Origin of the sequence: Haladaptatus sp. ZSTT2, from assembly GCF_037081775.1 — an archaeon.
Lineage (GTDB): Archaea > Halobacteriota > Halobacteria > Halobacteriales > Halococcaceae > QDMS2.
The window spans coordinates 768,027-793,970 of the sequence record NZ_JBAMHQ010000001.1; the positions used below are offsets into that span (position 1 = coordinate 768,027).

Consider the following 25,944-nt stretch of genomic DNA (forward strand, 5'->3'; position numbering starts at 1 on the left):
AATTATCAGGGCTGCTCGTTGTTCATTCTTCCAGCTATATCGCAACAAGAGAGTCAGGATTAACGGACAATGAACCGATACCCGGAGCTAAAACAACCATTTTATTGAAATGTAAGTAGTTCATACCAATAGTCACACCACCCCCTCCTTCTAGGGTCTATGGCCACTGAAACTTCACAACCAGTTGACGAACCACAAATGTCCCAGCGGTCGGGAACCGGGCTCGACGAAAACGTCGGCGGTGCGCTTTCCTACTTACTCGGATTCATCACGGGTATCATCATGTACTTCGTGGAACCCGAAAACGAGTTCGTGCGCTTTCACGCCGCACAGAGCATCGCGCTCTCAGCCGTCCTCATCGTCATCAGCATCGTCTTGAGCGTGATTTCGACGCTCGTCACCACGCTGTTCTTCGTGAATAGCGCCGGGACGTTCGCGCTTGCAAGCATCCTCTCGCTCATCATCGGGCTCATCTACCTCGTGTTCGCCGTTGGGTCGTTTGCCCTCTGGATTTACATGATGGTTCGGGCCTACCAAGGGAAGACCCCGCGCATCCCCATCGCCGCGGGCATCGCAGACCGGATGGTCTAGTCGCGCATCCGACTCCCGCCCGGCGGGAGGAACTCCTGAATTTTATCCGGTGATGCTACCTTCCTGACGAACGACGTGTCCGCAAATCGCTCGCGGAACTCCCGATAGCACATCTTCGCCATGTCGTTTTGGGCGTACTGCCCCGGTTCGAGTTCGATGTACGTCTCGGCTTGCCCCTTGATTGCAGAGGGTGGGCCGCCGATGACCTCCGTACGCGGCTCACAGCGAATCCCCACAGCCACACCAACCTCGGTTTTCTTGAAATAGGTTCGATCGCCGCGGATGGTGAACGCGCCTTTCTCTAAGTACTCGCCGCTCTCTGGCGTTTTCGACACCTGGTCTTTCGAGACCATGTACGCCTCGTCTGCGAAGCGTCCGTCTTTCCAGACCGACGAGTAGGAGACGGCGAACTGAGCAGCCTCCTTCTTGCTCTGTTCGGGGATGTCCACATCGCGGGCGGGTTCGCTCGGACCCGTCGCCTTGAGAATCGTGATGGGGCCACCGTGGGCTTGCGTGTGGAAGAACAGGTCGCTCTTGTCGAGGTACTTCTTTACGAGTTCCTCGTTGTCGTCGGCGTTTCGCCCGCCGATGACGAGGAAGCCGTCGCTCGTGTGGAACCAACGGAACCGCTCGTACCACTGCTCGTTTTTCCGGACGGGAATCGACTGTCGGTTGAGCCAATCGATGTCTTCTTCGTCGTCCGTAGGTTCGTCCGGCTCTGCGTCACCGGCTTCCCACTCGTCGCGCTGGCGTTTGACCGACGCCAACTCTTCGCGGGTATCTTCAATAGCGGCGAGCGCGCCCTCTTTCTTCTCTGCGATTCGCTTTGCCTCGGTGTAGAGGCGGTCTGCGTTGTGTTCGACGCCTTGGGTGGTGTCGAGGTCGATTGTGTAATCGTCAATCTGAATCGTCACCGTTGCCGTCGAACCATCGACGCTCACCACGGCCTCTGCGGCGGGAATCTCCCGCTCCTTTCCCTCCTCGAACTTCGCTTCGATTTCACGCCACGGGACGCCCTCGTCGCGTGCGCCGCGCACGGTCGAGAGGATGTCGTTTACGAGGTCGTACTCGCGGTAGAGCAGTTCTGCGCGCTCGCGCTCTGCGTCCGCTCGCTCGTCGAACCCGGAGATGGCCTGTTCTTGTTGCTCGATGATGCGCTGTTGGCGCTCGATGCGCTCTTCGAAGTCGGGACGATTGCTCCCGGCGCTCTTTTTGGGTTTGCCGCTCTGTTTCGCATCGTCAGCTTCGAGCCGCATGAAGTACTCATCAAGCGCATCGTTGAACGTCGAGAACGCCTCTGTGTCGAACTCGGCGTGTTCTTCGAGTGGAATCGGCGTCACGTCGACGGGGCGGTCGTCTTCGGTGTAGAGCCGTGGGTCGATGTTCCCTGGATTCAACGACTCTTTGAGGCGACCGAGCGCGTCGTACAGCGCCTCGAAGTCTTCGTCGGTCGCGCTGTCGATGTCTTTTGCCTTCTCGACGCCGGCGCGGGTACAGAGTTCTTCTGCGTACAGCCCGCCGAAGTTGAGTTGCGTCGCAAGCGTCCGTACGAGGTCGGTGTCGGATTGCTCCATCTTCGCCACGAACTGCTCGTAGCTTGCCTTGAACGGGTGAAAGCGCGAGGAGGGAAACTCGTAAATCGAACCGGGTGCGACCGTCCGCGATTTGAGGCGGACGGTTTCGAGGCTGCTGATAACCTCTCGGTCTTCGTTGAGGACGGCGATGTTCCCCTGCCCGAACAGTTCTGCGACGATGATCGTGTCTTGGTCTTCACGGGTGAAGTGAAAGGAGAGAATCCGGTCGAACTCGAACTGTTCGACGCCGGCGAAATCCGCACCCGACAACCGGTTTCTGAGCATCATCGCGAAATTCGGCGGACGACCCGGTGCGTCCGGGACGTGTTCGGGCGCGAGGAGGTGGGCGCGCTTTTGCTCCCCGACTTCGATCATCAACTCGATGCGCCCCCGCTCGAAATCACGCATCTTCAGCCGGAGTAGGTCGTCGTCGTAGAGGTAGGCCTTGTCGACTTTGGCCCCCTCGTACGCCCCGAACTCCGTGACGAGCGCGGCGAGGTCAACGCTCGTCAACTCGCGTTTCTGGTCCATATCCGACAAAGCGGGTGAGTTGGGAAAGGTATGTCGCTATGAGAAGTCCAAAAAAGGCCTACGCAGACGGCGGCGCGACCATCCCGTGGCGCGAGAGAATCACGCGAACCGCCACCTCCGTCCACCGAATGCGCATGTCGAGCGTGGTGTCGCGTTTCGCCGTCTCGATGAGGATGGAAGACGCGCCGAGTTCGCCAACGGCGCGGCGGGTGAGCGAGTGGCCCGTTCCCATCAGAATGTTCCCGCGTTTGAACTTGTGGTCGGCCATCGAATCCGGTACCTCGTGTTCGTTCAGATACGCGATGGCCGCGTTCGTATCGTCTCGCGCGGAGCCTTCGACGCCGGGGAAAATGGCCTGTCCGACGCTGCCCTCGTCAACCTTGAAAATCCCCTTTGAGCTGTGGAGGTCGATGACGATGTCGGGGTCGTGGTATTCGATGGCCGTCCAGATGGCGTTTGCGAGCGACGAGTTGCTCGGCTTGCCGACAGGGAACTGGTTGTTCAAGTCAGTGCCGAACGCCTTTCGCGTCCGGTTCATCACCGCGCGCTTGTTCGCCTCGGGGATGATGACGAGCGTCCCGCTCGTGACCGTCCAGTTGGTCATGTTGTGTGCCGCCGTGAACCCTGCCACCTCGTTGCCGTGCATGCCGCCGACGACCACCGCGGTCGGGCCGGGCTGATTGGATTCGATGACGTACACGTCCGTCTCGTTTGCCGTGTCCGGCAACAGCGAATAGCGCGACACGGTCTGGGTCTCCGATTGCCGGACAATCTCTTGGTCAGGGTTCGGAAACGGCTCCGGGGTGGGCCACGGCGTTCGTGGTGTCGCCGTCTCTGCCTCATTTCCGGGCTCGTCGGGTGCGCCGGGCACTGATGCATTAATACCGGGCGCTACCGGTGGGCTTCCGCCAAAGAGCGCAACCCCCACCCCGGCGAGCACCACGATTGCGACAGCGACGATACCGGCCAGCCGTGCGGCCTGACTCGTTCCCATCTCGTAGTAAAAATGACGCGCTACGAGGTGATAATTAAACGCCGCGTAGCAGTTTGCTTATTCGACGCATAACGCCTGAAATGGTCTGCAAAAGCGGCAATCGGCGGTCTACAGACGCTTGCTCACGTACGGGCCGTCTTGGTGGTAGCCCAACTTCTTGCGGTAGTACTCGCGCACGCCGATACCGGAGATGACGCTCATCTTGTCGAAACCGGCCTCACGGGCGAGTTCCTCTGCGTGGGCGAGCAGTTTCTTTCCGTAGCCGCGGTGTTGCCAGTCGCCTTCGCCCTTCCCGACGCCGATTTCGTTGCCGTAGACGTGGAGTTCGCGGATGAGCGCGGCGTTGTCGAGTTCGCGGCGCACGGGGTTGCCGGGGAAGCGCAGGCGACAGAAGCCAATCAACAGGTCTTTGACGGGATCTTCGAAGCTGATGAAGTGTTCCTGACCGCCCGCTGCCTCGTACTCTAACACCTGCAATTCGATATTCTCCGGGTCGGGGTCTGCGTCGTTCATCCCGACCTCGCGGGCGCGGATGTCGCGGCATTTGCCGCCCTTCTCTTCTAGGCGTTTCTCTGCGAGTTGCCGGAGGTTCGACTTCCAGACACCCGCGTCGATGAAGTCTGCGGGGATGTCGCGTTGGACGCGCTGGAGGCGGGTGTACGGCGGAATCATGTCCATTGCCTCTGCGACGATGTCCGCGGCTTCCTCATTGTCGAGTGGCTCGTACTCGTCGCGTCGCCACATGTCGTACGTAATCGTATCGCGGACGACGAGCGTCGGGTAGATTTTGAGGAAGTCGGGCCGCCAGTCGGGGCTCTCAAACAGTTGGCGGAAATCTTCGATACACATCTCGTGGGACATACCCGGCTGGCCGGGCATCATGTGGAAGCCAACTTTGAACGCCGCATCGCGCAGCCGGCGATTCGCGTCAAGCGAGGCCTGAATCCCGTGGCCACGATGCATGTCGCGGTTGATCCGTTCGTAGGTCGTCTGGACGCCTACCTCGACTTTCGTCCCGCCAAGGTCGAGCATGCGGTCGATTTGTTCGGGGTCACACCAGTCCGGTTTCGTCTCGAAGGTGGTGCCGATGTTGCGAATGGCCCCCGTCTCGTTTTCCGCGATAACGTCCTCTAAATATTTGAACTCGTAGTCGTCGAAGTCCTGTGCGAAGCTGACGCCCTCTGCGGGTTCCGGTCGCTTGTCCAGGTTGTAGTCATTCAGGGCTTCGAGCGCACGCTTGACGAACCACTCCTGATAGTCGTGGCTCCGTGCGGTCATCGTCCCACCCATCAAGATGAGTTCGACCTTATCGACGGGATGGCCAATCTCGCGGAGCTGTTCGAGGCGCAGTGTGACCTGTCCGTAGGGGTCGTAGTCGTTTTGCACGCCGCGGGCCGCAGCGGGTTCGTGGCCGGTGTAGCTCTGCGAACTGGAGAACTCAGAGGCCGGGCCGCCGGGACAGTAGAGACACTTCCCGTGGGGGCACATGTGCGGGCTGGTCATGATGGCGACGGGGGAGACGCCGGAAGCCGTCCGCACGGGTTTGCGTTGGAGCACCTCAATGAGTTCTTCGCGGCGCTCGAACGGGCCGTAATCGAGCAGTTCCGTGTTCTTCGGAACTTTTGGCGAGGAGAACTCAGAACAGACGTTCAGCTTCTCCTTCTCCAGATTGTCGCTGTCGATGTCGCCCGCGAGAATCCGTTCGACAAGCTCTGCACAGGCCTGTTCAAACGCATCGGTTTCCGTGGGTTCGGTGTCAGTTCGCATCAGCAGTTGCTATGGGTAGGTCATGGCGTGTGGCGAATAAGATTGTCGCTCGGAAACCGGCACACGCCCCGTGTAGACAGTTCGCACACGTATTTCTCCCCGAATCGCATAGAAACGCGCATGCACTCGTTCGAGTTTCACGTCGTCACCGCCGACCGCTGGGACGACTTCGAAACCCTGTTCGGCGACAACGGCGCGTGCGACGGCTGTTGGTGCATGTGGAACCGACAGACACAGGCCGAGTACAACGCCAATCGAGGCGATTCGAATCGCTGGCAGATGCACGACATCATCCACGCTGACGGGAAACCCGGCATCCTCGCCTACGCTGACGGCGAGCCGGTTGGCTGGTGTTCGGTCGCGCCCCGCGAGGAGTTCGGCCGCCTCGCGCGCTCCCCTGTCATGAAACCCGTCGATGACACGCCGGTCTGGTCGGTCGTCTGCTTCTACGTGGACAGAGCTGCACGCGGACAGGGCCTCACCGTCGCCCTGCTGGACGCCGCAAAGGAGTACGTCCGTGCGGAGGGTGGGACGGTGCTCGAAGGCTATCCAGTAGACCCACAGGGTGACCGCGTCTCGCCTACGTCTGCATGGTACGGCCTCGCGAGCGCGTTCGAGGAAGCGGGGTTCGTGGAAGTGGCTCGCCGCAAAGAGACGCGGCCAGTCATGCGATTCGAACTGGAAACGTAGTCACTCAGGGCTGGTGAGAACGGAGAGAGAATGCCGAGTTACGCGAGCTGTTCTGCGACCGTTGCGATGACGGCTTCGAGAACGGCGTCGCGCTCGCCGACGAGGAATTCGAGTTTCCCGTCGTGGGCGCTGCGCGGGGTGACGCCCGCGTTTGGCACGCGGAGGCGTGCGGCTTCGGCAACTTCGCGCACGTCCACGTTGGTCGTCGCGCGGATGTGGATTTCGTCGTCAGCGAGGCCGATGGTCACGAACGGTTCGCCCTCGCGGTTGCGGCGGTGGACCTCGTCAAGGAGGAGTTCCGTTGGCGGGAAGTCGAAGCGGTTCGTGTAGGCGTCGGTGTCGAGGACGGCGAAGTTGACGCCGCCTTCGTCCACGTAGTCTAAGTTGGCTTCCGCCGTTTCGAGTTCGTCGTCGAGCTTGGTGCGGAACTGCTGGGCGATGTGGCTTGCAAGGCCGCCGACTTCGCCGAACAGGAGGTCGGTGATGACCTCGCGTTTGTCCTCGTAGGACTGGTAGTAGGCTTCGAGTGCGATGGCTTCGCGGAGTTCGCGGGTCGCCTGCTCGTCGTAGCCAGCGTTTGCGGCGAGTTCGACGTACTGTTCTGGAGCGTCCTCCCAGAAGCTGACTGCGGGGATGTGAGCGAGATCGTCGCGCACACCGGAGTTGACGCTCGCGGCGACGTTCGCGCCGAGGACGGTGCTCGTGAGGTTCGCCTCGAACGCCTCGTCTTTGAGGTTCGGGTTGAGCATCGTATCGACGACTTCAGCGACTTCCTCGTCTGCGACGGCGGCGTCAACGACGACCTTCGGCGCGCCGTAGATGTCGAGGAGTTCGAGGCCGTCGAGCGACTCCTTCGTGGAGCCTGCGGCGGCGAGGACGAACAACGGGAACTGCTCGTCGTGGCGGTCGCGGTTCGAGAGCATGTTGGTGACGTCGCCAGTGGCGTCGTCCATGCCGTAGACGCCGTCCTGCAGCGGACGACGGTCGAAGTAGTGGTAGATGGCGTCTTCGCGGGAGTGTTCCTCGCGGATGAGGGGCAGGGTGGCGCGCTCGATTGCGGCACCGGTGAGGTAGCCGTCTGCCGTTGCGCTGTGGCGGACGATGACCGGGCGGCCCTCGATGACGGCGCGGCGGATGGCGGTTGCGACGTCACGAATTTCCGCAGAGAGCGCGGAAACGACGGCATCCTCTGCGAGTGGCTCGGTCGCCTCGGGGCGGGCGCGGGCGTCTAAGGCGTTCTTGAGACGGCCTTCGACGGCGTCGCGTTCGCCGCCTTCTAAGATGTCGAGGTCTTCGGTCTCGACCTGGAGTTCGTCGCGGCGCATCTCGACTTCGCCGTTGAGGCCGATGATGTCGCCAACTTCGACTTCGGGGTAGGCGCGGACGCCTGCTTCGACGAATGCGGCGGCGTCTACGGTACCGGTTTCGTCGCGGATGGTGAACACGGTGGGGCCGCTCGTCTGGCGGACACCGGTGACCGTCCCTTCGAGGCGGGCGTTCTCGCCAACGTGGTCTGCGAGCGTGCCGATTTCGACGCGCTCGTAGGTGACGCCCGCATCGTCGGCGTCTGCTGGCGTCGTCGTGGTTTTGTCAGGCGTTTCGCGCTCGGTTTCTTCTGCTTGCTGTTCGTCTGCTTGCGGTTCTGACTGTTGTTCTTCTTCTTCTTTCTGCTTTTGCGTGCGACGCTCGTCGTCTTTCTGCTGTTTGGCTTTCTGCTTGTCAGAAAGCGTCTGGCGGACGACGGCGCGCTTTTCTTTCTTTGGCTTCTCCGCCGGCAGCTCGTCGCCCTGTGGCGTCTGGATGAGCTTGCCGCGGAACTCGCTGTCGGCTTGGCGAATCGACCATGCAAGGTCGATGTTGCCGTTGTTGTGCACTTTCGTGACTTGGACGTAGACCGGATCGCCTTCTTCCCAGTTGAGGGAGTCGAGACGGCGGTCTAGCTCGCTTTTGTGGAGGAGGCCGGTGACGCGCTCGCCGATGTCGATGAACACACCGAACTCAGCGAAGCCGTCTACGGTGCCTTTGTAAAAGCGGCCGGGGGTCAGTTGACCGGGTCGATTACCAGTGAACTCGAACACGACGTCCTCTTGATGGACGTCGCAGATGGGGCCGTTTGCCTCAGCCCCGCAGATGATACACTTATCCATTAGCCGGTAAAAACGGCCCTGGACTAAAACGGTTATCGGATTCCTGCTGTCAGCGACCTACTCGAATATCGCAGTTTCTGCTTCGAGTGAGTCTATCTCGTCTCGCACTTTTTTCGCGTCATCCGGGAACAGCGCGACCTGCACTTCGTTGCCCTCATCGTCGTGAAACACGAGTTTGACGCGCTTATCCCCGAAGGCTCTCGCCTCCGCCTCAGCCACGTCGAACAGCTTCGCCGTCGCGGATTTGTTGGCCGGGCCGACGTTTTTTATCGCACCGTCTTTCAGTTCCACCATGAACTCAGCGAGTTGGAGTGTCAGCATGCCTCCCGATTCACAGCGGAGGGGTTAAACGATACCGAGAAGCGTCGCAAACGCAGGGAACCCACGGAAGCCGAAGCCGAAGATGATGGCCGCGGGTATCGCCCCGAGCACCAGTGCGCGCGGAATCGAGACTTGATGGATTTTATGGACGCCAACGACGAGGAGCACCGCGCCGTATAGCGCACATGCCGCCCGCACCGCGGGTATCGGAATCCCCGCAAACACACACGGGGCTGCGGCGTAGGCGAGCAGTTGCACCGTCTCGCTCACGCCGCCGCGCTCGGGGGCGAACGGAATCAACAGGAGCGTCTGGATGGCGGCGGTCAGGTGGAGTGCGGCGGGCGCGACGAACAGCGCCGCCAGCGCGAGCGCGAAGATGAACGAGAGTGATTCCTGCCCGCCGAAGACGGGATAGGCGTTCTCGACGAGCAGAAAGCGCGTCGCCTCTTCGATGGTCACGACGAGACCCGCAAACACGAGCCCCGGCGCTTGGTCGCCCGGCGCAACGGCTGCACGAAAGAAACGTCGGGGGCGAACCAAGACTTCGACCCACGCCTGCGCGAGTGCGACCGGCCCGCGGTCGCGGCCACCGGTCGGATTTTCAACCCACTGCGTCACAAGCGTCCTAGTCGGTGCGAAGGGTATGACAGTTGCGACAGCGCGCTTCGTAGCTCTCCTCTGCGCCGACGAGAATCGTCGGGTCGTCTACGTGCGCGGGCACGCCGTCGATGAGTCGCTGGGTGCGGGTCGCTGGTTCGCCACATTTGATGCAGATGGCTTGTACCTTATCGACGTACTCTGCGACCGCAATCAGGTTCGGAACCGGCTCGAACGGCTCGCCGCGAAACGTCATGTCGAGGCCGCTCGCGATGACCCGGCGACCGTCTTCTGCGAGCTGTTCGCAAACGGAGACGAGATTCTCTGAGAAGAAGTTGGCCTCGTCGATGCCGACGACCTGCTCGCCGTTGAGTGCCTCGAAGATTTCCGGGCCGGGATTCTCAGGGTCTACGACGAGCGCCTCCCACTTCGCGCCGTCGTGGGAGCCAATCGTTTCGGTGCCGTAGCGGTCGTCGATGGAGGGTTTGAACGCCGCGACCTCCTGACCCGCGATTTCTGCGCGTCGAAGACGACGGAGAAGCTCCTCCGTTTTTCCGGAGAACATACAGCCGGAAATCACCTCCACCCAACCGCTGTTGGTGATAGCGTGCATATCCTCTACACGGACGAGCGAGTAGCAAAATAGTTGTCAATCGCGGCGGCGCGACACTCCGGATTGCTTAATCGTCCGCACCGACGTTCTCCTCTCTCTCTGCGGTGCGCGGGTCGGCTTCGATGTTCCAGAACTGCACCACGCGACGCCCGAGTGTGCGAACGCGTTTTTCCATTTCTTCGTCGACGAACTCGCCGTCGTAAAACTGGTCGCGGACGCCCGGAATCGCGGCCTGATGGGGCAAGACCCACGCGCCGAGCGACCGGCCGACGCTCCGGAGGTGTTCGAGCGCCGTCGTCGGGAATCGGCCACCAGACACCGCAAGGAGGCCAACGGTCTTTTCGTCGAACTCGTCGAATCCGGCGTAGTCGAGAATCGTCTTGAGCGGCGATGAGTACGAGCCGTGGTACATGGGGGTTCCGAGGACGATAGCGTCTGCGTCCTGCAGTGTCTGCATCAGGGCAGGCACGTCACCCGGCTCGCGCTTGTCTGCGTCGAAAAGGGGGATATCCATGCCGCGCAAGTCTACGAGTTCCGTCGTCGCGCCCGCGAGTTCGGCTTCAGCAAGTACGTGAAAGAGCGCGGTTCGCGTGTAGCTCTCGTCACGGAGGCTACCACAGACGGCAACGACGTGTGGGGCGTCAGTCATAGCTGTTGGTCACGACCGGGTATTGAAAAGCAGACGGGTTTCGGGACTATCGGCGGAGCGCCGCTTCGTTCGTCTCCGGGTCGAACGCAACGAGTTCGTCGCGGTCTAAGTCTGCGAGCAAGCCAGCAAGCCACTCGCGACCATACTCGCCCTCCGGTGTGTAATCGACGCGAATACGCGGCCCGAGTTCGTCGACCGTGAGCGAATCGTACTCTTTGAGAACGTTCACGACGCGCCCGCGGAACTGCCGACGACTCCCCTCGAACTTCGGTTGCGTTGGCACGTCCGGCGCAGTAAAATCACCCGTCTCGTAGGCCTGACACCATGTCCGCCACGGACACTCAGCCGCGTCGCACTCGGGAACCTTCCCGCAGGCCACCCCACCTAATTCCATGATGGCGTTGTTCCACACCCGCGATTCACCCTCGGGCATGAGTTGGTTTGCGGCCTCCTCGAACACCGCGTCGTCGTCCGGCAGGTCGAACGCGCGGTACGTGACGCGTTTGACGTTCGTGTCCACGACGGCATCGCCGGTGTTGAACGCGAAACTCGCTACCGCGTTCGCCGTGTACGGGCCGACTCCCATGAGTTCCTGTAAGCCCTCGGGTGTTTTCGGGAACTCGCCGTCAAACTCTTCGACCACCTGTCGGGCGGCCTCGTGGAGGTATTTCGCCCGGTTGTTGTAGCCAAGACTCATCTCGCTCCAGAAGCCGACCACGTCGGCGCGGTCAGCGTCAGCGAGTTTTTCAGGAGTAGGCCAGCGGTCGAGGAACGCTTCCCACGCTTCCACGACGCGCCCGAGTTGGGTCTGCTGGCTCATCACCTCGGAGACGAGAATGGCGTAGGGGTCGTCGGTTCGCCGCCACGGAAAGTCGCGGTGGTCTGCCTCGTACCACTCGACCAGCGCCAGCTGGACGGCGTCTAAGTCTGCGGGAAGCGACCACGCTTCAGTCATTGGCGGAGGTAGGCACAGCGCGCGTTTAGGGGTAGTGGTTTTCTCCCCGTACGGAGTGGGTCAGCCATGGCACGACAGAACGTTTCGAGCGGGACGACGTGGGAACCAATTGTCGGCTATTCGCGGGCAGTTCGAATCGGCAATCGCGTCTCGGTGTCGGGAACCACCGCGACAGACGAGGCGGGGAACGTCGTCGGCGAAGACGACCCCTACGCCCAGACGAAGCAAGCGCTCGCAAACGTCGAAACGGCGCTCGATGCGGCGGGAGCGGGATTCGAGGACGTGATTCGCACCCGTATGTTCGTCACGGACATCGACGCGTGGGAAGCGGTTGGTCGCGCCCACGGAGAAGTATTCTCTGAGATACGCCCGGCGACGAGCATGGTCGAGGTGCGGCGGCTCATCGACCCCGCGATGCTGGTCGAAATCGAAGTCGAAGCCGTCTTCGAGTGAGCGGGAAACAGTCAATTGGTTGTCTCTTGAAGCAGGACTATGCGCCTGACTCCCTCCTCGCTCCTCTGGTTTGGGATCGTGCTCATCGTCGTCGGCCATACCGAAAGTGTGGTGGCCGAGAATCGGTCTCGCCTGTATCGCAATTGCCATTCCGTGGTACGCGCTCGTGACAGTCGAACAGAGCGAGGCAACGAGCTGAGTAGACGAAACCGGTTTCAGTCGTCCCATCCACCTACCGGCTATGAGTCTCGACGACCTTTCCGAGGATATCGAACACCAGTATACGGCGCTCGATGAGTCGTTGCCCGTGAATTTAGACCGGGAGACGAAAAACGAACTCGCAGTGCTCACGACCGCGCTCGAACCCGACAACCCGGACGAACTCGTCCGCCGGGCGGTGCACCTGCTGTTTCAGTCGATTGTCGAGCGCGGGACGCTCGATTTCCACCTCCGGCGGCGCTACGACGTGACCTACGACGAGTACCTCTCGGGGATGACTTACGAGGACATGACCGGCGGCGGGTACGACTACCCACAGCGCGACGACGAACGGCGCTACCAGTTCTGATTACTTCGGCCGTTCGAGCGCGTAGCGGTCTGACGTTTTCGCATACCAGTTGCCTGACAGCCGACCCACGGCATCGAGTTTCTCTACGTCGAGCTTGCCGCCGGTCGTCACCTCGTCTGCGACGTGGACGTTCACGACCTCACCGAGCACCATCGACGACGCGCCCACGTCGACGAAATCAGCGAGGCGACACTCGTAGGCGACCTTCACGCCCGCGACGCGCGGTGGGTCAACCTTGGTCGAGTCGGCGCGTTCGAGACCTGCGTGGTCGAACTCGCTTTCGCCGTGGGGGAGCGTGGCCGAACTCTCGTTCATCTGTTCGACGAACGCCTCGGTGACGACGTTCACGACGAATTCTTCGGTATCAAGAATGTTCTTCGGCGTGTCTTTGAGGTCGTCACCGCGGTCTACGGGCGCGAACATGACCGTCGGCGGTTCGACGCTCACGACGTTGAAAAACGAGTACGGTGCGAGATTGTCTACACCGGCTTCGCTGTGGGTGCTCACCCACGCAATCGGGCGCGGGATGACGCCAGCGGCGAGCGTGCGATACAGGGTTCCGTCGAGGGTGTCCGGGTCGATTTCCATGGGTAGTAAACGACGTGGGTACGGCCGCGTCGTGAAGGTGGTTGCGTGTCAGGACTCCTCGTAGATGAGCGTGGTGGTGTCGGTGGTCGTCGAAGCACCATTTTATTCAGACATAAATAGACACGATTTTATACCATTGTGAACATCTCCCAGTCACACGCCGACGCGTGGGACTGTCGGCACCCGGCGAGGGGGGATAGGTTGTGACCGAATTTCAAGAGAGCAAAATGTACAACGACGCAGTCAGTGACAATGGAAGCGCCGGAGAGCAAGCAGCGGTTGCAGCGGGTGAAGAGCCGATTGCGCAGTGCGTCGCCGTCGTAGAGGGGTACGACGACGCACCCGATGAGTGTACGATTTTCCCGCTCTACGTGGACGAGGGAGCACAGACGACGACCTGGATTTCGGCCGCAGAAGGGTCGTTCGTTCCACGCAGCGAGATGTGTTAGCCCGTTAGAACAGGCCGATGTCGAGCGCGTAGGGCCACGATGCACCGCCGAGGGCGAGCAAGACGAGGACGCCGCCGAGCAGTCCAACGTTTTTGAGGAAGGCCGTCATCTCGGACTGCTGTTGGTCTTCGGGCGCGTTCCAGAAGTCGTGCATCTTCGGCGTGGCGACGACGAGGAACACAGCAAGCGCGCCCGCACCGACGACGGGGTACACGCCAAGAATCAGCGAGAGGCCACCGAAAACGAGCATGACACCGGAGGCCACCACCGAGAACGTCGGCGCTGGGACGCCTTTCATCTCCGCGTAGCCGCTCATCTGCTCGGTCTGCATGAAGTGGTTGAGGCCGGTAAAGGCAAGCATGCCGCCGAGGAGGACGCGAGCGAGTAGGAACGCAATCGCACCAGCGGTCGTTTCGAACACCATCAGGCAGCCACCTCCACCGGGTGAGCAGGTTGCAGTTCGATACGTGATTTCTGACGGGGATTTAGTAGCATCACGTTACCAGCCACGAGCCTGCCGAATATATAATTTAGCTGACATAGGTGTTACCAGGTGACTTCGACAGCCACTACGTTACACTAATGTCACTGACAGGGCGTCACAAGCCGAGAAAAGCGCGATTCGATTAGTCGTACTTCTCGGGGTACGCCGCCGCGAGGAGGTCGCGCTGTGCGGCGAAGCGTTCTCTGATTGGGTCGATGATGTCGGAGATGTACGCTCCCGTTGCCTTCTTTAAGTCGAGGGGGTGGAGGTCTTCTGCGACGAAGTCAGCTTCCAAGTCGTCGTAGTCGTCGTAGACGATATCGCCGCCGTACTTCTCGGGGCGGTCGATGACGAACGGCTCGCCGCGCTCTTCGAGAATCGGGAAGACGAGGAAGCGCAGGTATTCGAGCACGCCGTTTTCCTCGACTTCGCCCTGCGGGCAGTACGCGTCGGTGATTTTGTCGATGACAACGTCCTCGGCGTCGGTGAGGTTCACCTTCGAGGATTCGTCAGACGCGCTCATCTTGCCGCCCGAAAGCCCCGAGAGCAGCGGCGCGAAGACGCAGATTGGCGTTTCGAAGCCGTGCTCGGGCAGAATCTCGCGGCTGAGCATGTAGATGCCACGCTGGTCGATACCGCCGTAGGCGATGTCGGCGTCGAGAGCGGGAATGTCGAGCGTCTGCATCAGCGGGTAGATGAGGCCGCCGAGTTTCGGATTGTCACTCTGGCGGACGACCTCGCTCCCGGCGCGCTGGACGCGGCTGATGGTCGTGTCTGCGGCCATGCGAAGCAGGTCGAGTGAGTAGTCGCGTTCCAGTTCGAAGTCGCGCCCGCGGATGAACTCGATTTGTGAGCCATCTGCACCGGCGGCGTCAATCATGCCCTCGATAGCTTCTTGGTAGTAGTCGGTGCGGGCGTCTAAGAGGTCGAACGGACTCTTTTCGTCGTCTAAGTGCGCGTGGAGGTCTGCGACGAGCACTTTCACGGTGAGACCGGCGTTGAGGAAATCGGCGAGTTTGCGCATCGTCGTGAAGTGACCGATGTGCATCTCGCCGGTCGGAGCCAAGCCGATATAGACGGTGGGCGTCTCCGATTCCGCAAAAATTGCTGACAGCTCATCTTCGGTGACGACCTCCTCTGTATTGCGCGAAACGAGGTGTACGCGCTCCTCTCGGTCCATACGGGTGTTTGCCGTGGGCGGTGGTTAAAGGGTTTGATTCACGGGACGTCACCTCTCAGGAACAGCAACATTATTAGGTTCAGAAACATCCTTTGCGTATAGTACTCTTCAGGAAGCAGAACGCAGACGAATCTTCGTCTGTGAACTACCGGGTCAGGCCCTGAAGAAGCACGGAGGAATGCAGATTCCTCGACTCCTGTCTTCGGACGTAAACAGGCACACCCGTTACCGCCGTCGAAGGAAGAGGGAGACTACGACTTGCACACAAACCCAGTCGCATGGTACCGCGCCTGCGAGAACCCACAAAAGAGACGGACTTCCGTCCGGTGAAACGACGTCAAACAAAACGCGTCGTTTCTCTTACATACACCCCGAGCACACCCACCTTGTCATCCCGCACGATATGACCGAACCCACGTCCGATAAAACACCGCTTGCCCGCCTCACGGAGACGGTACAGCACCTCACAGCAAGCGATTCGCCCACTGCCCTCTATGACCAACTCGTCGCGGGTGGCGAGCGGCTTGCTGGCTGTGAGAAACTCGTCGTCTACGAGTTCAACGAAGAGCGTGGCGTGTTAGATCCCGTGTCTGGATCCGGCAGCGAGACGGTTCCCCCGGTCGAACACGGCGACGGTATCGTCTGGGAGGCGTTCATGGAAGGCCACGTGGTTCGGTCTGCGTTAGAGACTGAGACCATCGTCGCCGTCCCCATTTCCACACACGGCGTGGCGGTTGCAACCCTCGACCAAGACGTGCCAGCCGAAACGAACGAGGCGCTCACTGTACTCGCACACACCGTCGGCGCGTTCCGCGACCGACAAAAGAGCGACGAGCGGGCGCAAGCACACGAACACCGCGTTGACGAACAGGCGCGCAACCTCGAACGGGCGGCGACGCTGAACGCCATCTTCTGTGATATCGGCGAAGCAATCGTGACCGCCACGTCGCACAGCGAGCTCACTGAGGCGGTGTGTGAGAGTTTCGAAGCGGCGAAACCGTACGTGTTCGCGTGGCTGTGTCGATACGATGAGCCGCCGCTCGAAGTCGTTTCACACGCAGGCATCGCGAGGGACTACGGCGAGCAGTTTACGAGCCCAGACCGCACGCCGAATCTGATGGAGACACTCGCGGCGAACGCGACGGCTACAAATCAGGCCACCGTCGAAAGCGTGCTCGATTCGACTGAGTGGCGCACGGAGCGCAAAGACGCCCTCACACACGGGTTCAACTCGGTGGTGGCGATTCCGATTGGCACGGGCGAACAGACGACACACGTCTTGTTCGTCCACGTCGCAACGGCCCACACCGTGACAGACCGCGAACTCACGGCGTTTTCGAACCTCGGCCAACTCATCGGTCACGGCCTCCAGTCATCCGTTCGGTCGGGTCGCCAACTCACAGACGAGCGCGTCGAAATCGAGGTCCACACCGCAGACGAACGCCTGCTCTGTAATCGACTCTCCGCGACACTCAACTGCCGGCTGAACATCGAGGGCATCCTAGAGCAAGTAGATGGCCAGACGCTCGCCTTCGTCTCGTTCGTCGGCGTCCAACCGGACACCATTCTCGAAACCGCAGCCGAGATGGAAACCGTCGTAGAGCTAGGGCTGATTTCCGCGACGGACAACATCTGCCTGTTCGAGATGCGGTTTTCAGAACCCGCACTGCTTGAGATTCTCGACGCACACGGCGCGGTGTTAAAAGAGATGAGCACCCAGCACGGCCAAAGCCGCATCCTCATTGACGTTCATCCCGACATGTCTGTTCGAGAGATATTAGACGCAATCAAACGTGCCTACCCCGACGCCGAACTTGCGGCGCGCCGCGACCACACCACGCCGCGCCAGACGCGCCACACGTTCTACGCACTTCTCGAAGCGGAGCTGACCGAAAAGCAGTTTACCGCGCTCAAAACGGCGTACTTAGGTGGCTTTTACGAGTGGCCTCGTGTGACAAACGGCGAGGAACTCGCCGCGACGCTCAACATCTCAGCACCCACGTTACAGTACCACCTGCGCGCCGCAGAACGCAAACTCGTCACGCTCGCACTCGACGGGAAACTCTAGGTATGTAGAGTGTCTCCGCCAGACCCTCTAGTCAAATAGGAGATTTACTTATCCACCTATCCTCCATATGATAGGTTGACCACAGTGAGTGTGGTCGTGAACTCAGACACCCCCCACGGTGGTGATTGTCGTTACCCCCACTCAACGACGCCGGACAACCCCCAACATTTTGTCCGGCCACCATCACACTTGCGTTCATACTACTATCCGAATACTACCAAACAAGAGCATGACCGACTCCGAAAACACGATTCTGATTGTCGATGACGAGAAGGACATCGTCGAGCTGTTCTCGATGTGGTTGTCCCCGGACTATACGCTCCGGGTGGCCACAGACGGGAACGAAGCGCTCGAAATCCTCGATGAATCCATCGACCTGGTCTTGCTCGACCGACACATGCCGCGACTCACGGGCGATGCGGTGCTCGAAACAATCCGTGACCGCGGCCTTAGCTGTCGGGTGGCGATGGTAACCGCAGTCGAACCCGACCTCGATATTACCGAGATGTCGTTCGACGCCTACCTCTGTAAACCCGTCACGAAGTCGGCGCTGCGCAGCGTGGTCGAAACCCTGCTCGCACGCGACCGCTACGACTCCGAAATCCAAGAACTCGCAATCCTACTGACCAAACGCAGTCTGCTCGAACAACAGCTTACACACCAAGAAATCGAGCAGAGCGAACAGTACGCCGCGTTAGTCAACCGAATCAAATCAATGCGACCGTAGCCCGGTCTGCGCTTTCTATACACCATTTCCTTCCTAAGCGACGGCTTTCGTCACAGCGACCGCCCGAGCCGAATCCGTTTTCTTTCCGAGTGAAAAAGCAGGCCTATGCGCGACCTTCCGAGCATGGGGCTTGGCACGTACCTGAACGACGACCACGACCAGTGTGCACAGACCGTCGAAACCGCCCTCGAACTGGGCTATCGACACGTTGACACCGCCCAAGAATACGGCAACGAAGCCGCCGTCGGTGAGGGACTTGCGGCCGCCGACGTAGCCCGCGAAGACGTGTTTCTCGCCTCGAAAGTCGAAACGACGAACCTCGCCTCCGAGGACGTGCTCTCGACCACCGAACAGAGCCTCGACCGCCTCGGCGTAGACACTCTCGACCTGCTCTATGTCCACTGGCCACTCGGTGCGTACGACCCAGCAGACACCCTCCGGGCGTTCGACGAACTCTACGCCGAAGGGAAAATTCGACACGTCGGCCTCTCGAATTTCACGCCCGAACTGCTCGAAGAGGCACTCGACCACCTCGACGCCCCGCTCTACGCCCACCAAGTCGAGATGAATCCCCTGTGGCAGCAAGCCGAACTCCGCGAGATTGCAGAACGCGAGGGCCACCATTTCGTCGCCTACTCGCCGCTCGCCCAAGGCGCAGTGTTCGAGATTCCGGAGATTCAGGAAATCGCCGCCGAACACGACGTGAGCGAGGCGCAAGTTTCGCTCGCATGGCTCCGCGAAAAGGGGGCGAAGGTGATTCCGAAAGCGACCAGCCGCGAACACATCGCAGACAACTTCGCCGCGACAGACCTGACGCTCACCTCGGAGGAGATCGCGAAAATAGACGGCATCGAGCGCGCAGAACGCACCGTCGAGTTCGACGCCGCGCCGTGGAATCAGTAGCTCAGTCTTCGTTTTCGAAGTTGAGGCAAATCGAGTTAATGCAGTAGCGCTTGCCCGTCGGATTCGGCCCGTCATCGAAGATGTGCCCGAGGTGGCTGCCGCAGTTCGCACAGTGAACCTCGGTGCGAACCATTCCGTGGCTTGTGTCGCGTTCGAACTCGACTGCGCCCTCGATGGCGTCGTAGAAACTCGGCCAGCCCGAGGAAGTGAACTTCGTATCGGAGATGAACAGCTTCTGGCCACAGCCTTTGCAGGTGTAGGTTCCGGGGTCGTCCTTGTCGATGAACTCACCCGTGTACTTCGGTTCGGTTCCCTGCTCGCGGAGCACTTTGTACTCCTCCTCTGAGAGAATTTCTCGCCACTCGTCGTCTGTTTTCGGAACCTCGTGGGTGGCTGATTTCTCGCTCATACCTACCTAGACGGCCGCGAGGCTCTTTTGGTTTTGCCTGCGTCGAAAAAGAATAGAGTCGGTTATTCGATGACGATGAGCACGTCGCCCATGTTGACGCTCTCGCCTTCGGAGACGCCGACGTGCGTGACCGTACCGGAGGCGCTTGCGACCACGTCGTTTTCCATCTTCATGGCTTCGAGCACGCAGACCACGTCGCCCGAGGTGACCTCGTCGCCCTCTGCGACGTTGACCGCGAGGATGGTGCCTTGCATCTCGGCTGCGACCTGCTCGCCGTCGGTCGGCGCGGCCGAACCACTGTCCTCAGAATCGCTTTTCGATGGTCGTGGCGCAGACGGTTTCTTGCTGCCGCCGGTTGCGGCGACTGCGGGTGCGCCGTGTTCCTCTAAGTTGACCTCGAAGCGCTTGCCGTTGACTTCGACGACGAACTCGCGTTCGACGGTCTCTTCGTCGCCCGCGGCACCGTCGCCTTCGGTGCCCCACTTGGCTTGGGCGTCTTCGATGCGGGAAACGTCGAGTTCTTCGTCGAGATACTTCGTCGTGTGCGTCCCAGCGACGAAGTGATCGTCGGTGAGCATCAGCCGGTGGAACGGAATGACCGTCACGACGCCTTCGACATCGAACTCTTTGAGCGCGCGCTTCGACCGAGCAATACACTCATCGCGGTCTTTGCCGTGGACGATGAGCTTCGCAATCATCGAGTCGTAGTCGCCGCCGATTTTGTCGCCCTCGCGGAGCGCGTCATCAAGGCGCACGCCGATGCCGCCCGGTGGCGCGTACCTTTCGAGCGTACCAGTCGCAGGGGCGAACTGCTTTGCGGCGTTCTCTGCGTTGATGCGGAATTCCATCGCATGGCCCTCGATTTCGACGTCGTCCTGTGCGAAATCGAGTTCTTCGCCCATGGCGACTCGAAGCTGCCACTTCACGATGTCGATGCCCGTGATTTCCTCGGTGACACAGTGTTCGACCTGAATCCGCGTGTTCACTTCGAGGAAGTAGAAGTTGCCATCCTCGACGAGGAACTCGACGGTGCCTGCGTTGACGTAATCGGAGGCTTTCACACCCTGGCGGGCCGCCTCACCGATTTCTGCGCGCAGGTCGTCTGAGAGCGCCGGGCTTGGGCCTTCTTCGATGACCTTCTGGTGGCGGCGCTGGAGCGAACAGTCACGTTCGCCGAGGTGGCGGACGTTGCCGTGTTTGTCGGCGACAATCTGTACCTCGATGTGACGCGGGCTTTCGAGGTACTTTTCGACGTACACAGACGGGTTGTCGAAGTAGGCTTCACCCTCGCGCTGGGCCGATTCGAACTGGTCTTGGGCTTCGTCGGCCGATTCGACGACCTTCATCCCGCGGCCGCCACCGCCGCCTTCTGCCTTGATGGCGACGGGGTAGCCGTACTCGTCACCGAACGCTTTGACTTCCTCGCCGGAGTTGACCGGGTCGGTCGTCCCGGGGACGATTGGGACGCCCGCGGCTTCCATCACTTTGCGGGCTTTCGTCTTCTCGCCGAGCTGTTCCATCGACTCGGCGTTAGGGCCAATCCAGTTGATGCCAGCGTCTGCGACTTTGCCCGCGAACTCGGCGTTCTCTGCGAGGAAGCCGTAGCCGGGGTGGATGGCGTCTGCGTCGGCCTTCTCTGCGGCCTCGATGACCGCTTCGTGGTCGAGGTAGGACTCTGCTGCGCGCGCCGGGCCGATGTTGTACGCTTCGTCGGCGTAGCGGACGTGACCAGCGTTTTTGTCTGCATCGCTGTACACTGCAACGGTGCCAATCCCAAGCTCTTCGCAGGCACGCATGACGCGAACTGCGATTTCACCTCGGTTGGCGACGAGAACTTTATCGAACATTTGTGAATAAGGGTGTATAATCAGTCGCGTTATCTCATTCTATCGGTTCTACCTGCGGCCGCCCACGCGTTGGTGGGCGCACGCGATGGAACTCGAACGGTGCGTTGTTGGAGGGTCTCCATCCGCCCGGCGAACGTCCAGCGTTTGCCGTCCCACGTTTCGTCGTCTCCCTTTGACGCGGCAGCGACGCCGCGGTCGTGGAGGTGTGCGCCGATGGCGGCGGCGATGGCGGCAGCCTCGTCTGCGTTCGCGTCGTCAATATCGAGCGCCGCGAGTAGCTCTTCTATGTCCATCTCAGAGCGGGATGTTGCCGTGTTTGCGGTCTGGTTGGCTCTTGCGCTTCGTCCGGAGCATTTCGAGGTCGTTGATGAGTCGTGGGCGGGTCTCCTGTGGCTCGATGACGTCGTCAACGTAGCCCTTCTCTGCGGCCTCGTACGGGTTGGCGAAGGCGTCGCGATACTCGTCGATGAGCTCTTGGCGCTTTGCCTCAACGTCGTCTGCGTTTGCGAGTTCCTTGCGGTAGAGGATGTTCACCGCGCCCTGTGGCCCCATCACCGCGAGTTCGGCGGTTGGCCAGGCGTAGTTCACGTCCGCACCGAGGTGCTTCGAGGCCATCACGTCGTACGCACCGCCGTAGGCTTTGCGCGTGATGACGGTCAGGAGGGGCACGGTGGCTTCCGAGTAGGCGTAGAGAAGTTTTGCGCCGTGTTTGATGATGCCGCCGTGTTCTTGGTCGGTGCCGGGCATGAACCCGGGCACGTCCACGAAGGTGACGAGTGGGATGTTGAACGCGTCACAAAAGCGCACGAAGCGCGACCCCTTCAAGCTGGATTCGATGTCCAACGTCCCGGCGTTGATTTTCGGCTGGTTGGCGACGACGCCAACGGCGTGGCCGTCGAGTCGGGCGAAACCGATGACGATGTTGCGGGCGTACTTCTCTGCGACCTCGAAGAACGAGCCCTCGTCCATCACACGGTCGATAACGTTCACGATGTCGTAGGGCTTCTGTGGCTGGTCAGGGACGACCTCTTTGAGTTCGTCGTCCATGCGCTCTGGGTCGTCCCACGGCTCGACACGCGGTGGGTCTTCGACGTTGTTCGAGGGCATGTACGAGAGCAGGCGACGGATGTCGTCTAAAGCTGCTTCCTCGTCTGCCGTCGAGAACTGGGCGACACCACTTTTCGTGTTGTGGGTTTTCGCGCCGCCGAGTTCTTCCATGGTAATCTCCTCGCCCGTGACGGTCTTGATGACCTCGGGGCCGGTAATCATCATGTGGCTCGTGTCTTCGACCATCAGGATGAAGTCCGTGATGGCGGGTGAGTACACCGCACCGCCCGCACACGGCCCCATAATCGCCGAAATTTGTGGGATGACGCCGGAGGCTTGCTGGTTGCGGTGGAAGATGTCCGCGTAGCCAGCAAGCGAGACGACGCCTTCCTGAATCCGCGCGCCAGCAGAGTCGTTCAAGCCGATGATGGGCGCGCCAACGTCCATGGCTTTGTCCATCACTTTCACGACTTTCTCTGCGAACACTTCGCCGAGCGACCCGCCGAAGACGGTGAAGTCGTGGGCAAAGACGAAGACGGTGCGCCCGTCAACCTCGCCGTAGCCGGTCACGACGCCGTCGCCGGGAATCTGCTCTTCTTCCATCCCGAAGTTGTGCGACCGGTGGGTGCGCAGCTGGTCAAACTCGGTGAAGGTGTCCTCATCGAGGAAGTAGTCGATGCGCTCGCGCGCCGTCATCTTCCCCTTCTCGTGTTGGGCTTCGATTCGGTCTTCGCCGCCACCAAGGAGCGCTTCCTCGTGCTTCTCACGCAACTCAGAGATCTTCTCTTCCATCGTCATGGGGACTCACTCCAAACCGAATACATGCTACATCGATACAGAAGCGCCCCAAAAAGGATTCCGTAAAGAGGCAAATGTCTGTTCGACAGCTGTCGAAGATTACAGCACCGAGGTCGGCCTGCGCAGGCCGAAAAAGGCGACGAGACCGATGACGGCGCTGAGAAGAAGCGTCATCCACGTCTCAACGGAGCCGGTGAGGCTGAGTGCCCCAAAGATGCCGGTCAGGAGGGTGAACAGCAAGAACAGCGGCAGGACGACGCCCACGGCGAACAGCCACGGCGTGGCGAGTGACTTGCCGAAGTCAGAGGCCCCTTTTGCGAACTCGGCTGCGGCGTCGCGGCCGAGCACCCAGCCAACGAACAGCAAGAACGCGAGAATCCCGGCGGTGAGCATCAGGTCGACGAGCGTGCCCGCGATGAAGCCGAACACGGCGGGGCGAAGCGCGTTGACGGTCATGATAACCGAGACGAATACGAGCAGGCCACCGGTTGCATAAGCGCGTTCGACGCCGAACTCGTCAACGAGGAAGGAGACGGGGATTTCGAGCATACTGATGGAACTCGACAGCGCCGCGAGCGCGACGACGCCGAAAAACAGCGTCGCAACGAGCGGACCAATCTCGATGCCAGCAACGGGCGGCAGGTTCGCAAACGCACCAGCGATGCCGATGAACAGCGCGCCGGGGCCGCTCTGTGCTGCCATCTCGGGGGCGAAACTGAACAGGAGCGGGAACACGACGAGCCCGGCGAGCACGCCCACGAACGTGTTGAGCACCGCGATGGCGGAGCCGTCGAACGGGAGCGAGCGGTCTTCACCGAGATACGAGGCGTAGGTGATCATCGTCCCTGCGCCCACCGAAAGCGTGAACAGCGCCTGTCCGGCGGCGGCAGGAAGGATGCTGAGGAAGTTTTCGCTGAGGTACGTCCAGTCAGCGCCGAGGTAGAAGGCGTAGCCCTCCGCGGCGTTCGGCTGGAAGAAGGCCCAGAGCGCGAAGGCGATGAGCAGGATGACGATGGCGGGCATCATCACCTTCGTCGCCAATTCGATGCCCTTGCGGATGCCCGCAAAGACGATGAGCGCCGTCAAGACGAGAAAGAGCAGGCCAAAGCCGACGGCTCCGATCGTCCCGAAGGAGATGGCGTCGTAGAACGCGCCGGGAGAGCCGAAGTATGCGCCAGTTGGGCTCGCGACGAGGTAGCGGAGAATCCACCCGCCGACCACGCTGTAAAACGAGAGAAGGACGACGGCGGTGATGACGCTGAAGCCACCGACGAACTCCCACGCCCGCGACCCGGAGAGCTCTCGCATCGCGCCGACAGGGTTGCGTTTTGCACGCCGGCCGATGACGAACTCACCGAGCAGGCCGGGGACGCCAACGAGGAGGACGATACCGAGATAAACGATAAGAAATGCGCTGCCACCGTTTTCAGCCGTCATCCACGGGAATCGCCAGATGTTCCCGAGTCCAACGGCGCTGCCGACAGCCGCGAGAATGAACCCAATTTGGGTTGCCCAGGTTTCTCGTGTCATTGTCGCGCACTCACCAAGGCGCACCTAAGTGACTTTCGAGTTTCAACCCATCAATCCGGCAATAGCATGGCAGTACAGCCGCTCAGACGGCCGGTTTGGGCGAAACGTTTGTGAGGTTTGGGGGTTAGAGCGGCGGCATGATGCCTTTCTCCAGAAGCGTCTGGATCCCAAATCCGAGGGTCACGATGACGCCGAGGAGAACGACCGTTCGAACCGTCCAAAGCCACGTGGTGCTGAACGTCGTCCGATTCCGCATGCCCTTGAGGAGTTCTCGACTCGCATCGCCACCGAGAACCCAACCAACGAAGAACAGGAGCAGAAGAACTCCGAACGGCAGGAGGAACTTGTAGGCAAGCGTGTCGAACCAGCCGAGCCACGCGATGTCGAGCGCAGACGGGATGCCAAGGGCGAAGATGATGCCCCCGACGCCGAGTGCGGCGGGCTTGCGGCCGACGTCGTAGTGGTCAACGATGTACGCGACGACCACTTCAAGGAGGCTGATAGCCGAGGAGAGCGCGGCGATGAGCACGACGCCGAAGAAGATGACGCCGACTATTCGGCCGAGTCCACCGAGGTCGGCAAAGGCGCTCGCCACGGCGACGAACAGCGCGCCGGGGCCGCTCGTGTTCGGGTCGATGCCCTGTGCGAACAGGAGCGGGAACACGACAAGCCCGGCGAGAATCCCGACGAGCGAATTCAGGAAGACAATCGTGAGGCCGTCTTTGGCGAGGTTGTCGTCGTTGCCGAGGTAGGAGGCGTAGGTAATCATCGCGCCCATGCCGAGTGAGAGCGAGAAGAACGCCTGTCCGACGGCGAACGGCACGATTTCGGTGAAGTTCGCCCGGAGCGTCCCGAGGTCAGGATTGAGGAAGTAGCCGTAAGCGTCCATCGCGGCGCTCGGGTTGTTCACATACGCGAACCCGGCGAGGCCGACGAGGATGAGCGCAATCGAGGGAACCATCAGCTTCGTGGCTTTCTCGATGCCGCCTTCGATGCCGAAGGCGACGATGCCGATGGTGATGGCCATGAACACGGCGTGGAGCGCGAGCGCCTCTGGCCCCATCGAAATCGTCCCGAAGTACGTGCCAGGGTCGGCGAAGTACGCGCCGGTGACGCTCCCGCCGAGGTAGCGAAGCACCCAGCCACCGACGACGGAGTAGTACGACAGAATCCAGAAGCCGGTAAAGAGGCCGAGCGCGCCGACGACGCGCCAGTTTTTGAAGCCGAGTTTTTTGAACGCGCTAATCGTGTTCAGGTTGGTTCGTCGGCCGATGACGAACTCTGCGAGCATCGCCGGGAAGCCAATGGCGATTGCCGCGCCGATGTAGACGACGAGGAATGCTGCCCCGCCGTTGGTCGCCGTTTTGAACGGGAACTGCCAGAGGTTTCCGAGGCCGACGGCACTGCCGACGGCCGCAAGGATAAATCCCATCCGCGTTGCCCATGTCTCTCTTTCACTCATGT

At 60.9% G+C, this 25,944-nt stretch carries 26 protein-coding genes; 8 read left to right on the top strand and 18 right to left on the bottom strand.

Features of this window, described 5'->3' with window-relative positions; genetic code table 11:
• Nucleotides 1-198: 198 nt before the first annotated feature.
• Nucleotides 199-591, top strand: a complete 393-nt coding sequence (locus tag V5N13_RS04210; RefSeq protein WP_336359736.1) for a DUF4870 domain-containing protein — start codon at nucleotides 199-201, stop codon at nucleotides 589-591.
• Here the strand turns inward: V5N13_RS04210 and rqcH are convergent.
• From rqcH to V5N13_RS04225, 3 genes are all read right to left on the bottom strand, one after another.
• Nucleotides 588-2,696 (bottom strand): ribosome rescue protein RqcH, encoded by a 2,109-nt coding sequence (gene rqcH, locus V5N13_RS04215; RefSeq protein ID WP_336359737.1) that lies wholly within the window; start codon nucleotides 2,694-2,696, stop codon nucleotides 588-590. The two genes, V5N13_RS04210 and rqcH, sit on opposite strands and share 4 nt — an antisense overlap.
• 58 nt (nucleotides 2,697-2,754) lie before the next feature.
• Nucleotides 2,755-3,690, bottom strand: coding sequence for a succinylglutamate desuccinylase/aspartoacylase domain-containing protein (locus tag V5N13_RS04220; protein ID WP_336359738.1), 936 nt, complete (start codon nucleotides 3,688-3,690; stop codon nucleotides 2,755-2,757).
• Between the two features lie 108 nt (nucleotides 3,691-3,798).
• Nucleotides 3,799-5,457 (bottom strand): tRNA uridine(34) 5-carboxymethylaminomethyl modification radical SAM/GNAT enzyme Elp3, encoded by a 1,659-nt coding sequence (locus tag V5N13_RS04225; protein ID WP_336359739.1) that lies wholly within the window; start codon nucleotides 5,455-5,457, stop codon nucleotides 3,799-3,801.
• 120 nt (nucleotides 5,458-5,577) lie between these two features.
• On the opposite strand from V5N13_RS04225, the gene V5N13_RS04230 reads away from it, so the two are divergent.
• Complete coding sequence (locus V5N13_RS04230; protein WP_336359740.1) at nucleotides 5,578-6,147, top strand: GNAT family N-acetyltransferase; 570 nt, start codon at nucleotides 5,578-5,580, stop codon at nucleotides 6,145-6,147.
• A 38-nt stretch (nucleotides 6,148-6,185) separates the two neighbouring features.
• On the opposite strand, the gene V5N13_RS04235 is transcribed toward V5N13_RS04230, so the two are convergent.
• The 6 genes from V5N13_RS04235 to V5N13_RS04260 all read right to left on the bottom strand — a co-directional run bounded on the left by V5N13_RS04235 (nucleotide 6,186) and on the right by V5N13_RS04260 (nucleotide 11,429).
• The gene (locus V5N13_RS04235; RefSeq protein ID WP_336359741.1) at nucleotides 6,186-8,294 is read right to left on the bottom strand and encodes a DHH family phosphoesterase; all 2,109 of its coding nucleotides are present in this window, start codon (nucleotides 8,292-8,294) and stop codon (nucleotides 6,186-6,188) included.
• A gap of 57 nt (nucleotides 8,295-8,351) precedes the next feature.
• The gene (locus tag V5N13_RS04240) at nucleotides 8,352-8,615 is read right to left on the bottom strand and encodes a hypothetical protein (RefSeq protein ID WP_332899589.1); all 264 of its coding nucleotides are present in this window, start codon (nucleotides 8,613-8,615) and stop codon (nucleotides 8,352-8,354) included.
• 24 nt (nucleotides 8,616-8,639) lie between these two features.
• Nucleotides 8,640-9,233, bottom strand: coding sequence for a YIP1 family protein (locus V5N13_RS04245; RefSeq protein ID WP_336359742.1), 594 nt, complete (start codon nucleotides 9,231-9,233; stop codon nucleotides 8,640-8,642).
• A 7-nt stretch (nucleotides 9,234-9,240) separates the two neighbouring features.
• The gene (locus tag V5N13_RS04250) at nucleotides 9,241-9,825 is read right to left on the bottom strand and encodes a thymidine kinase (protein ID WP_336359743.1); all 585 of its coding nucleotides are present in this window, start codon (nucleotides 9,823-9,825) and stop codon (nucleotides 9,241-9,243) included.
• 67 nt (nucleotides 9,826-9,892) lie between these two features.
• Nucleotides 9,893-10,474, bottom strand: a complete 582-nt coding sequence (locus tag V5N13_RS04255) for an NADPH-dependent FMN reductase (protein WP_336359744.1) — start codon at nucleotides 10,472-10,474, stop codon at nucleotides 9,893-9,895.
• Between the two features lie 46 nt (nucleotides 10,475-10,520).
• Nucleotides 10,521-11,429 (bottom strand): A/G-specific adenine glycosylase, encoded by a 909-nt coding sequence (locus V5N13_RS04260; RefSeq protein WP_336359745.1) that lies wholly within the window; start codon nucleotides 11,427-11,429, stop codon nucleotides 10,521-10,523.
• Nucleotides 11,430-11,495: 66 nt separating this feature from the next.
• On the opposite strand from V5N13_RS04260, the gene V5N13_RS04265 reads away from it, so the two are divergent.
• Both V5N13_RS04265 and V5N13_RS04270 read left to right on the top strand, forming a co-directional pair.
• On the top strand, nucleotides 11,496-11,882 hold the full coding sequence (locus V5N13_RS04265; protein WP_336359746.1) for a RidA family protein: 387 nt from the start codon (nucleotides 11,496-11,498) through the stop codon (nucleotides 11,880-11,882).
• 241 nt (nucleotides 11,883-12,123) lie between these two features.
• The gene (locus V5N13_RS04270; protein ID WP_332899595.1) at nucleotides 12,124-12,450 is read left to right on the top strand and encodes a hypothetical protein; all 327 of its coding nucleotides are present in this window, start codon (nucleotides 12,124-12,126) and stop codon (nucleotides 12,448-12,450) included.
• Here V5N13_RS04270 and V5N13_RS04275 read toward each other — a convergent pair whose 3' ends face one another.
• Nucleotides 12,451-13,038, bottom strand: a complete 588-nt coding sequence (locus tag V5N13_RS04275; RefSeq protein ID WP_332899596.1) for a flavin reductase family protein — start codon at nucleotides 13,036-13,038, stop codon at nucleotides 12,451-12,453.
• A gap of 203 nt (nucleotides 13,039-13,241) precedes the next feature.
• On the opposite strand from V5N13_RS04275, the gene V5N13_RS04280 reads away from it, so the two are divergent.
• On the top strand, nucleotides 13,242-13,487 hold the full coding sequence (locus tag V5N13_RS04280) for a DUF7511 domain-containing protein (protein ID WP_336359747.1): 246 nt from the start codon (nucleotides 13,242-13,244) through the stop codon (nucleotides 13,485-13,487).
• A gap of 4 nt (nucleotides 13,488-13,491) precedes the next feature.
• On the opposite strand, the gene V5N13_RS04285 is transcribed toward V5N13_RS04280, so the two are convergent.
• Together V5N13_RS04285 and V5N13_RS04290 are read right to left on the bottom strand one after the other, a co-directional pair.
• Nucleotides 13,492-13,911 (bottom strand): DoxX family protein, encoded by a 420-nt coding sequence (locus tag V5N13_RS04285; protein ID WP_336359748.1) that lies wholly within the window; start codon nucleotides 13,909-13,911, stop codon nucleotides 13,492-13,494.
• Between the two features lie 202 nt (nucleotides 13,912-14,113).
• Nucleotides 14,114-15,151, bottom strand: coding sequence for a tyrosine--tRNA ligase (locus tag V5N13_RS04290; protein ID WP_336359749.1), 1,038 nt, complete (start codon nucleotides 15,149-15,151; stop codon nucleotides 14,114-14,116).
• A gap of 403 nt (nucleotides 15,152-15,554) precedes the next feature.
• Between V5N13_RS04290 and V5N13_RS04295 the strand changes: the two genes are divergently transcribed.
• The 3 genes from V5N13_RS04295 to V5N13_RS04305 all read left to right on the top strand — a co-directional run bounded on the left by V5N13_RS04295 (nucleotide 15,555) and on the right by V5N13_RS04305 (nucleotide 18,849).
• Entirely contained in the window at nucleotides 15,555-17,219 is a 1,665-nt protein-coding gene (locus tag V5N13_RS04295; RefSeq protein WP_336359750.1) for a bacterio-opsin activator domain-containing protein, read from the top strand.
• 229 nt (nucleotides 17,220-17,448) lie between these two features.
• Nucleotides 17,449-17,946, top strand: coding sequence for a response regulator (locus tag V5N13_RS04300; RefSeq protein WP_336359751.1), 498 nt, complete (start codon nucleotides 17,449-17,451; stop codon nucleotides 17,944-17,946).
• A gap of 105 nt (nucleotides 17,947-18,051) precedes the next feature.
• Entirely contained in the window at nucleotides 18,052-18,849 is a 798-nt protein-coding gene (locus V5N13_RS04305) for an aldo/keto reductase (RefSeq protein ID WP_336359752.1), read from the top strand.
• 1 nt (nucleotide 18,850) lies between these two features.
• Here V5N13_RS04305 and msrB read toward each other — a convergent pair whose 3' ends face one another.
• The 6 genes from msrB to V5N13_RS04335 all read right to left on the bottom strand — a co-directional run bounded on the left by msrB (nucleotide 18,851) and on the right by V5N13_RS04335 (nucleotide 25,942).
• On the bottom strand, nucleotides 18,851-19,258 hold the full coding sequence (gene msrB / locus V5N13_RS04310; protein ID WP_336359753.1) for a peptide-methionine (R)-S-oxide reductase MsrB: 408 nt from the start codon (nucleotides 19,256-19,258) through the stop codon (nucleotides 18,851-18,853).
• Between the two features lie 62 nt (nucleotides 19,259-19,320).
• Nucleotides 19,321-21,105 carry an acetyl-CoA carboxylase biotin carboxylase subunit gene (locus V5N13_RS04315; RefSeq protein WP_336359754.1) on the bottom strand — a complete coding sequence of 595 codons (1,785 nt, stop codon included), beginning with the start codon at nucleotides 21,103-21,105 and terminating at the stop codon, nucleotides 19,321-19,323.
• A gap of 29 nt (nucleotides 21,106-21,134) precedes the next feature.
• Nucleotides 21,135-21,398 (bottom strand): acc operon protein, encoded by a 264-nt coding sequence (locus V5N13_RS04320; RefSeq protein WP_336359755.1) that lies wholly within the window; start codon nucleotides 21,396-21,398, stop codon nucleotides 21,135-21,137.
• A 1-nt stretch (nucleotide 21,399) separates the two neighbouring features.
• Nucleotides 21,400-22,944, bottom strand: a complete 1,545-nt coding sequence (locus V5N13_RS04325) for an acyl-CoA carboxylase subunit beta (protein WP_442905062.1) — start codon at nucleotides 22,942-22,944, stop codon at nucleotides 21,400-21,402.
• 105 nt (nucleotides 22,945-23,049) lie between these two features.
• Entirely contained in the window at nucleotides 23,050-24,480 is a 1,431-nt protein-coding gene (locus V5N13_RS04330) for a sodium-dependent transporter (RefSeq protein ID WP_336359757.1), read from the bottom strand.
• Between the two features lie 124 nt (nucleotides 24,481-24,604).
• The gene (locus tag V5N13_RS04335; protein WP_336359758.1) at nucleotides 24,605-25,942 is read right to left on the bottom strand and encodes a sodium-dependent transporter; all 1,338 of its coding nucleotides are present in this window, start codon (nucleotides 25,940-25,942) and stop codon (nucleotides 24,605-24,607) included.
• Between the last annotated feature and the right edge of the window lie 2 nt (nucleotides 25,943-25,944).

Bases quoted from the DNA above. Each gene is read 5' to 3' on its own strand.
- V5N13_RS04335 (WP_336359758.1), bottom strand. From the start codon at position 25,942: ATGAGTGAAAGAGAGACATGGGCAACGCGGATGGGATTTATCCTTGCG.
- V5N13_RS04330 (WP_336359757.1), bottom strand. From the start codon at position 24,480: ATGACACGAGAAACCTGGGCAACCCAAATTGGGTTCATTCTCGCGGCT.
- V5N13_RS04305 (WP_336359752.1), top strand. From the start codon at position 18,052: ATGCGCGACCTTCCGAGCATGGGGCTTGGCACGTACCTGAACGACGAC.
- V5N13_RS04320 (WP_336359755.1), bottom strand. From the start codon at position 21,398: ATGGACATAGAAGAGCTACTCGCGGCGCTCGATATTGACGACGCGAAC.
- V5N13_RS04270 (WP_332899595.1), top strand. From the start codon at position 12,124: ATGAGTCTCGACGACCTTTCCGAGGATATCGAACACCAGTATACGGCG.
- V5N13_RS04275 (WP_332899596.1), bottom strand. From the start codon at position 13,038: ATGGAAATCGACCCGGACACCCTCGACGGAACCCTGTATCGCACGCTC.
- V5N13_RS04325 (WP_442905062.1), bottom strand. From the start codon at position 22,944: ATGGAAGAGAAGATCTCTGAGTTGCGTGAGAAGCACGAGGAAGCGCTC.
- rqcH (WP_336359737.1), bottom strand. From the start codon at position 2,696: ATGGACCAGAAACGCGAGTTGACGAGCGTTGACCTCGCCGCGCTCGTC.
- V5N13_RS04300 (WP_336359751.1), top strand. From the start codon at position 17,449: ATGACCGACTCCGAAAACACGATTCTGATTGTCGATGACGAGAAGGAC.
- V5N13_RS04255 (WP_336359744.1), bottom strand. From the start codon at position 10,474: ATGACTGACGCCCCACACGTCGTTGCCGTCTGTGGTAGCCTCCGTGAC.
- V5N13_RS04260 (WP_336359745.1), bottom strand. From the start codon at position 11,429: ATGACTGAAGCGTGGTCGCTTCCCGCAGACTTAGACGCCGTCCAGCTG.
- V5N13_RS04285 (WP_336359748.1), bottom strand. From the start codon at position 13,911: ATGGTGTTCGAAACGACCGCTGGTGCGATTGCGTTCCTACTCGCTCGC.
- V5N13_RS04295 (WP_336359750.1), top strand. From the start codon at position 15,555: ATGACCGAACCCACGTCCGATAAAACACCGCTTGCCCGCCTCACGGAG.
- V5N13_RS04225 (WP_336359739.1), bottom strand. From the start codon at position 5,457: ATGCGAACTGACACCGAACCCACGGAAACCGATGCGTTTGAACAGGCC.
- V5N13_RS04235 (WP_336359741.1), bottom strand. From the start codon at position 8,294: ATGGATAAGTGTATCATCTGCGGGGCTGAGGCAAACGGCCCCATCTGC.
- V5N13_RS04265 (WP_336359746.1), top strand. From the start codon at position 11,496: ATGGCACGACAGAACGTTTCGAGCGGGACGACGTGGGAACCAATTGTC.
- V5N13_RS04220 (WP_336359738.1), bottom strand. From the start codon at position 3,690: ATGGGAACGAGTCAGGCCGCACGGCTGGCCGGTATCGTCGCTGTCGCA.
- V5N13_RS04240 (WP_332899589.1), bottom strand. From the start codon at position 8,615: ATGCTGACACTCCAACTCGCTGAGTTCATGGTGGAACTGAAAGACGGT.
- V5N13_RS04230 (WP_336359740.1), top strand. From the start codon at position 5,578: ATGCACTCGTTCGAGTTTCACGTCGTCACCGCCGACCGCTGGGACGAC.
- V5N13_RS04250 (WP_336359743.1), bottom strand. From the start codon at position 9,825: ATGCACGCTATCACCAACAGCGGTTGGGTGGAGGTGATTTCCGGCTGT.
- V5N13_RS04315 (WP_336359754.1), bottom strand. From the start codon at position 21,105: ATGTTCGATAAAGTTCTCGTCGCCAACCGAGGTGAAATCGCAGTTCGC.
- V5N13_RS04210 (WP_336359736.1), top strand. From the start codon at position 199: ATGTCCCAGCGGTCGGGAACCGGGCTCGACGAAAACGTCGGCGGTGCG.
- msrB (WP_336359753.1), bottom strand. From the start codon at position 19,258: ATGAGCGAGAAATCAGCCACCCACGAGGTTCCGAAAACAGACGACGAG.
- V5N13_RS04290 (WP_336359749.1), bottom strand. From the start codon at position 15,151: ATGGACCGAGAGGAGCGCGTACACCTCGTTTCGCGCAATACAGAGGAG.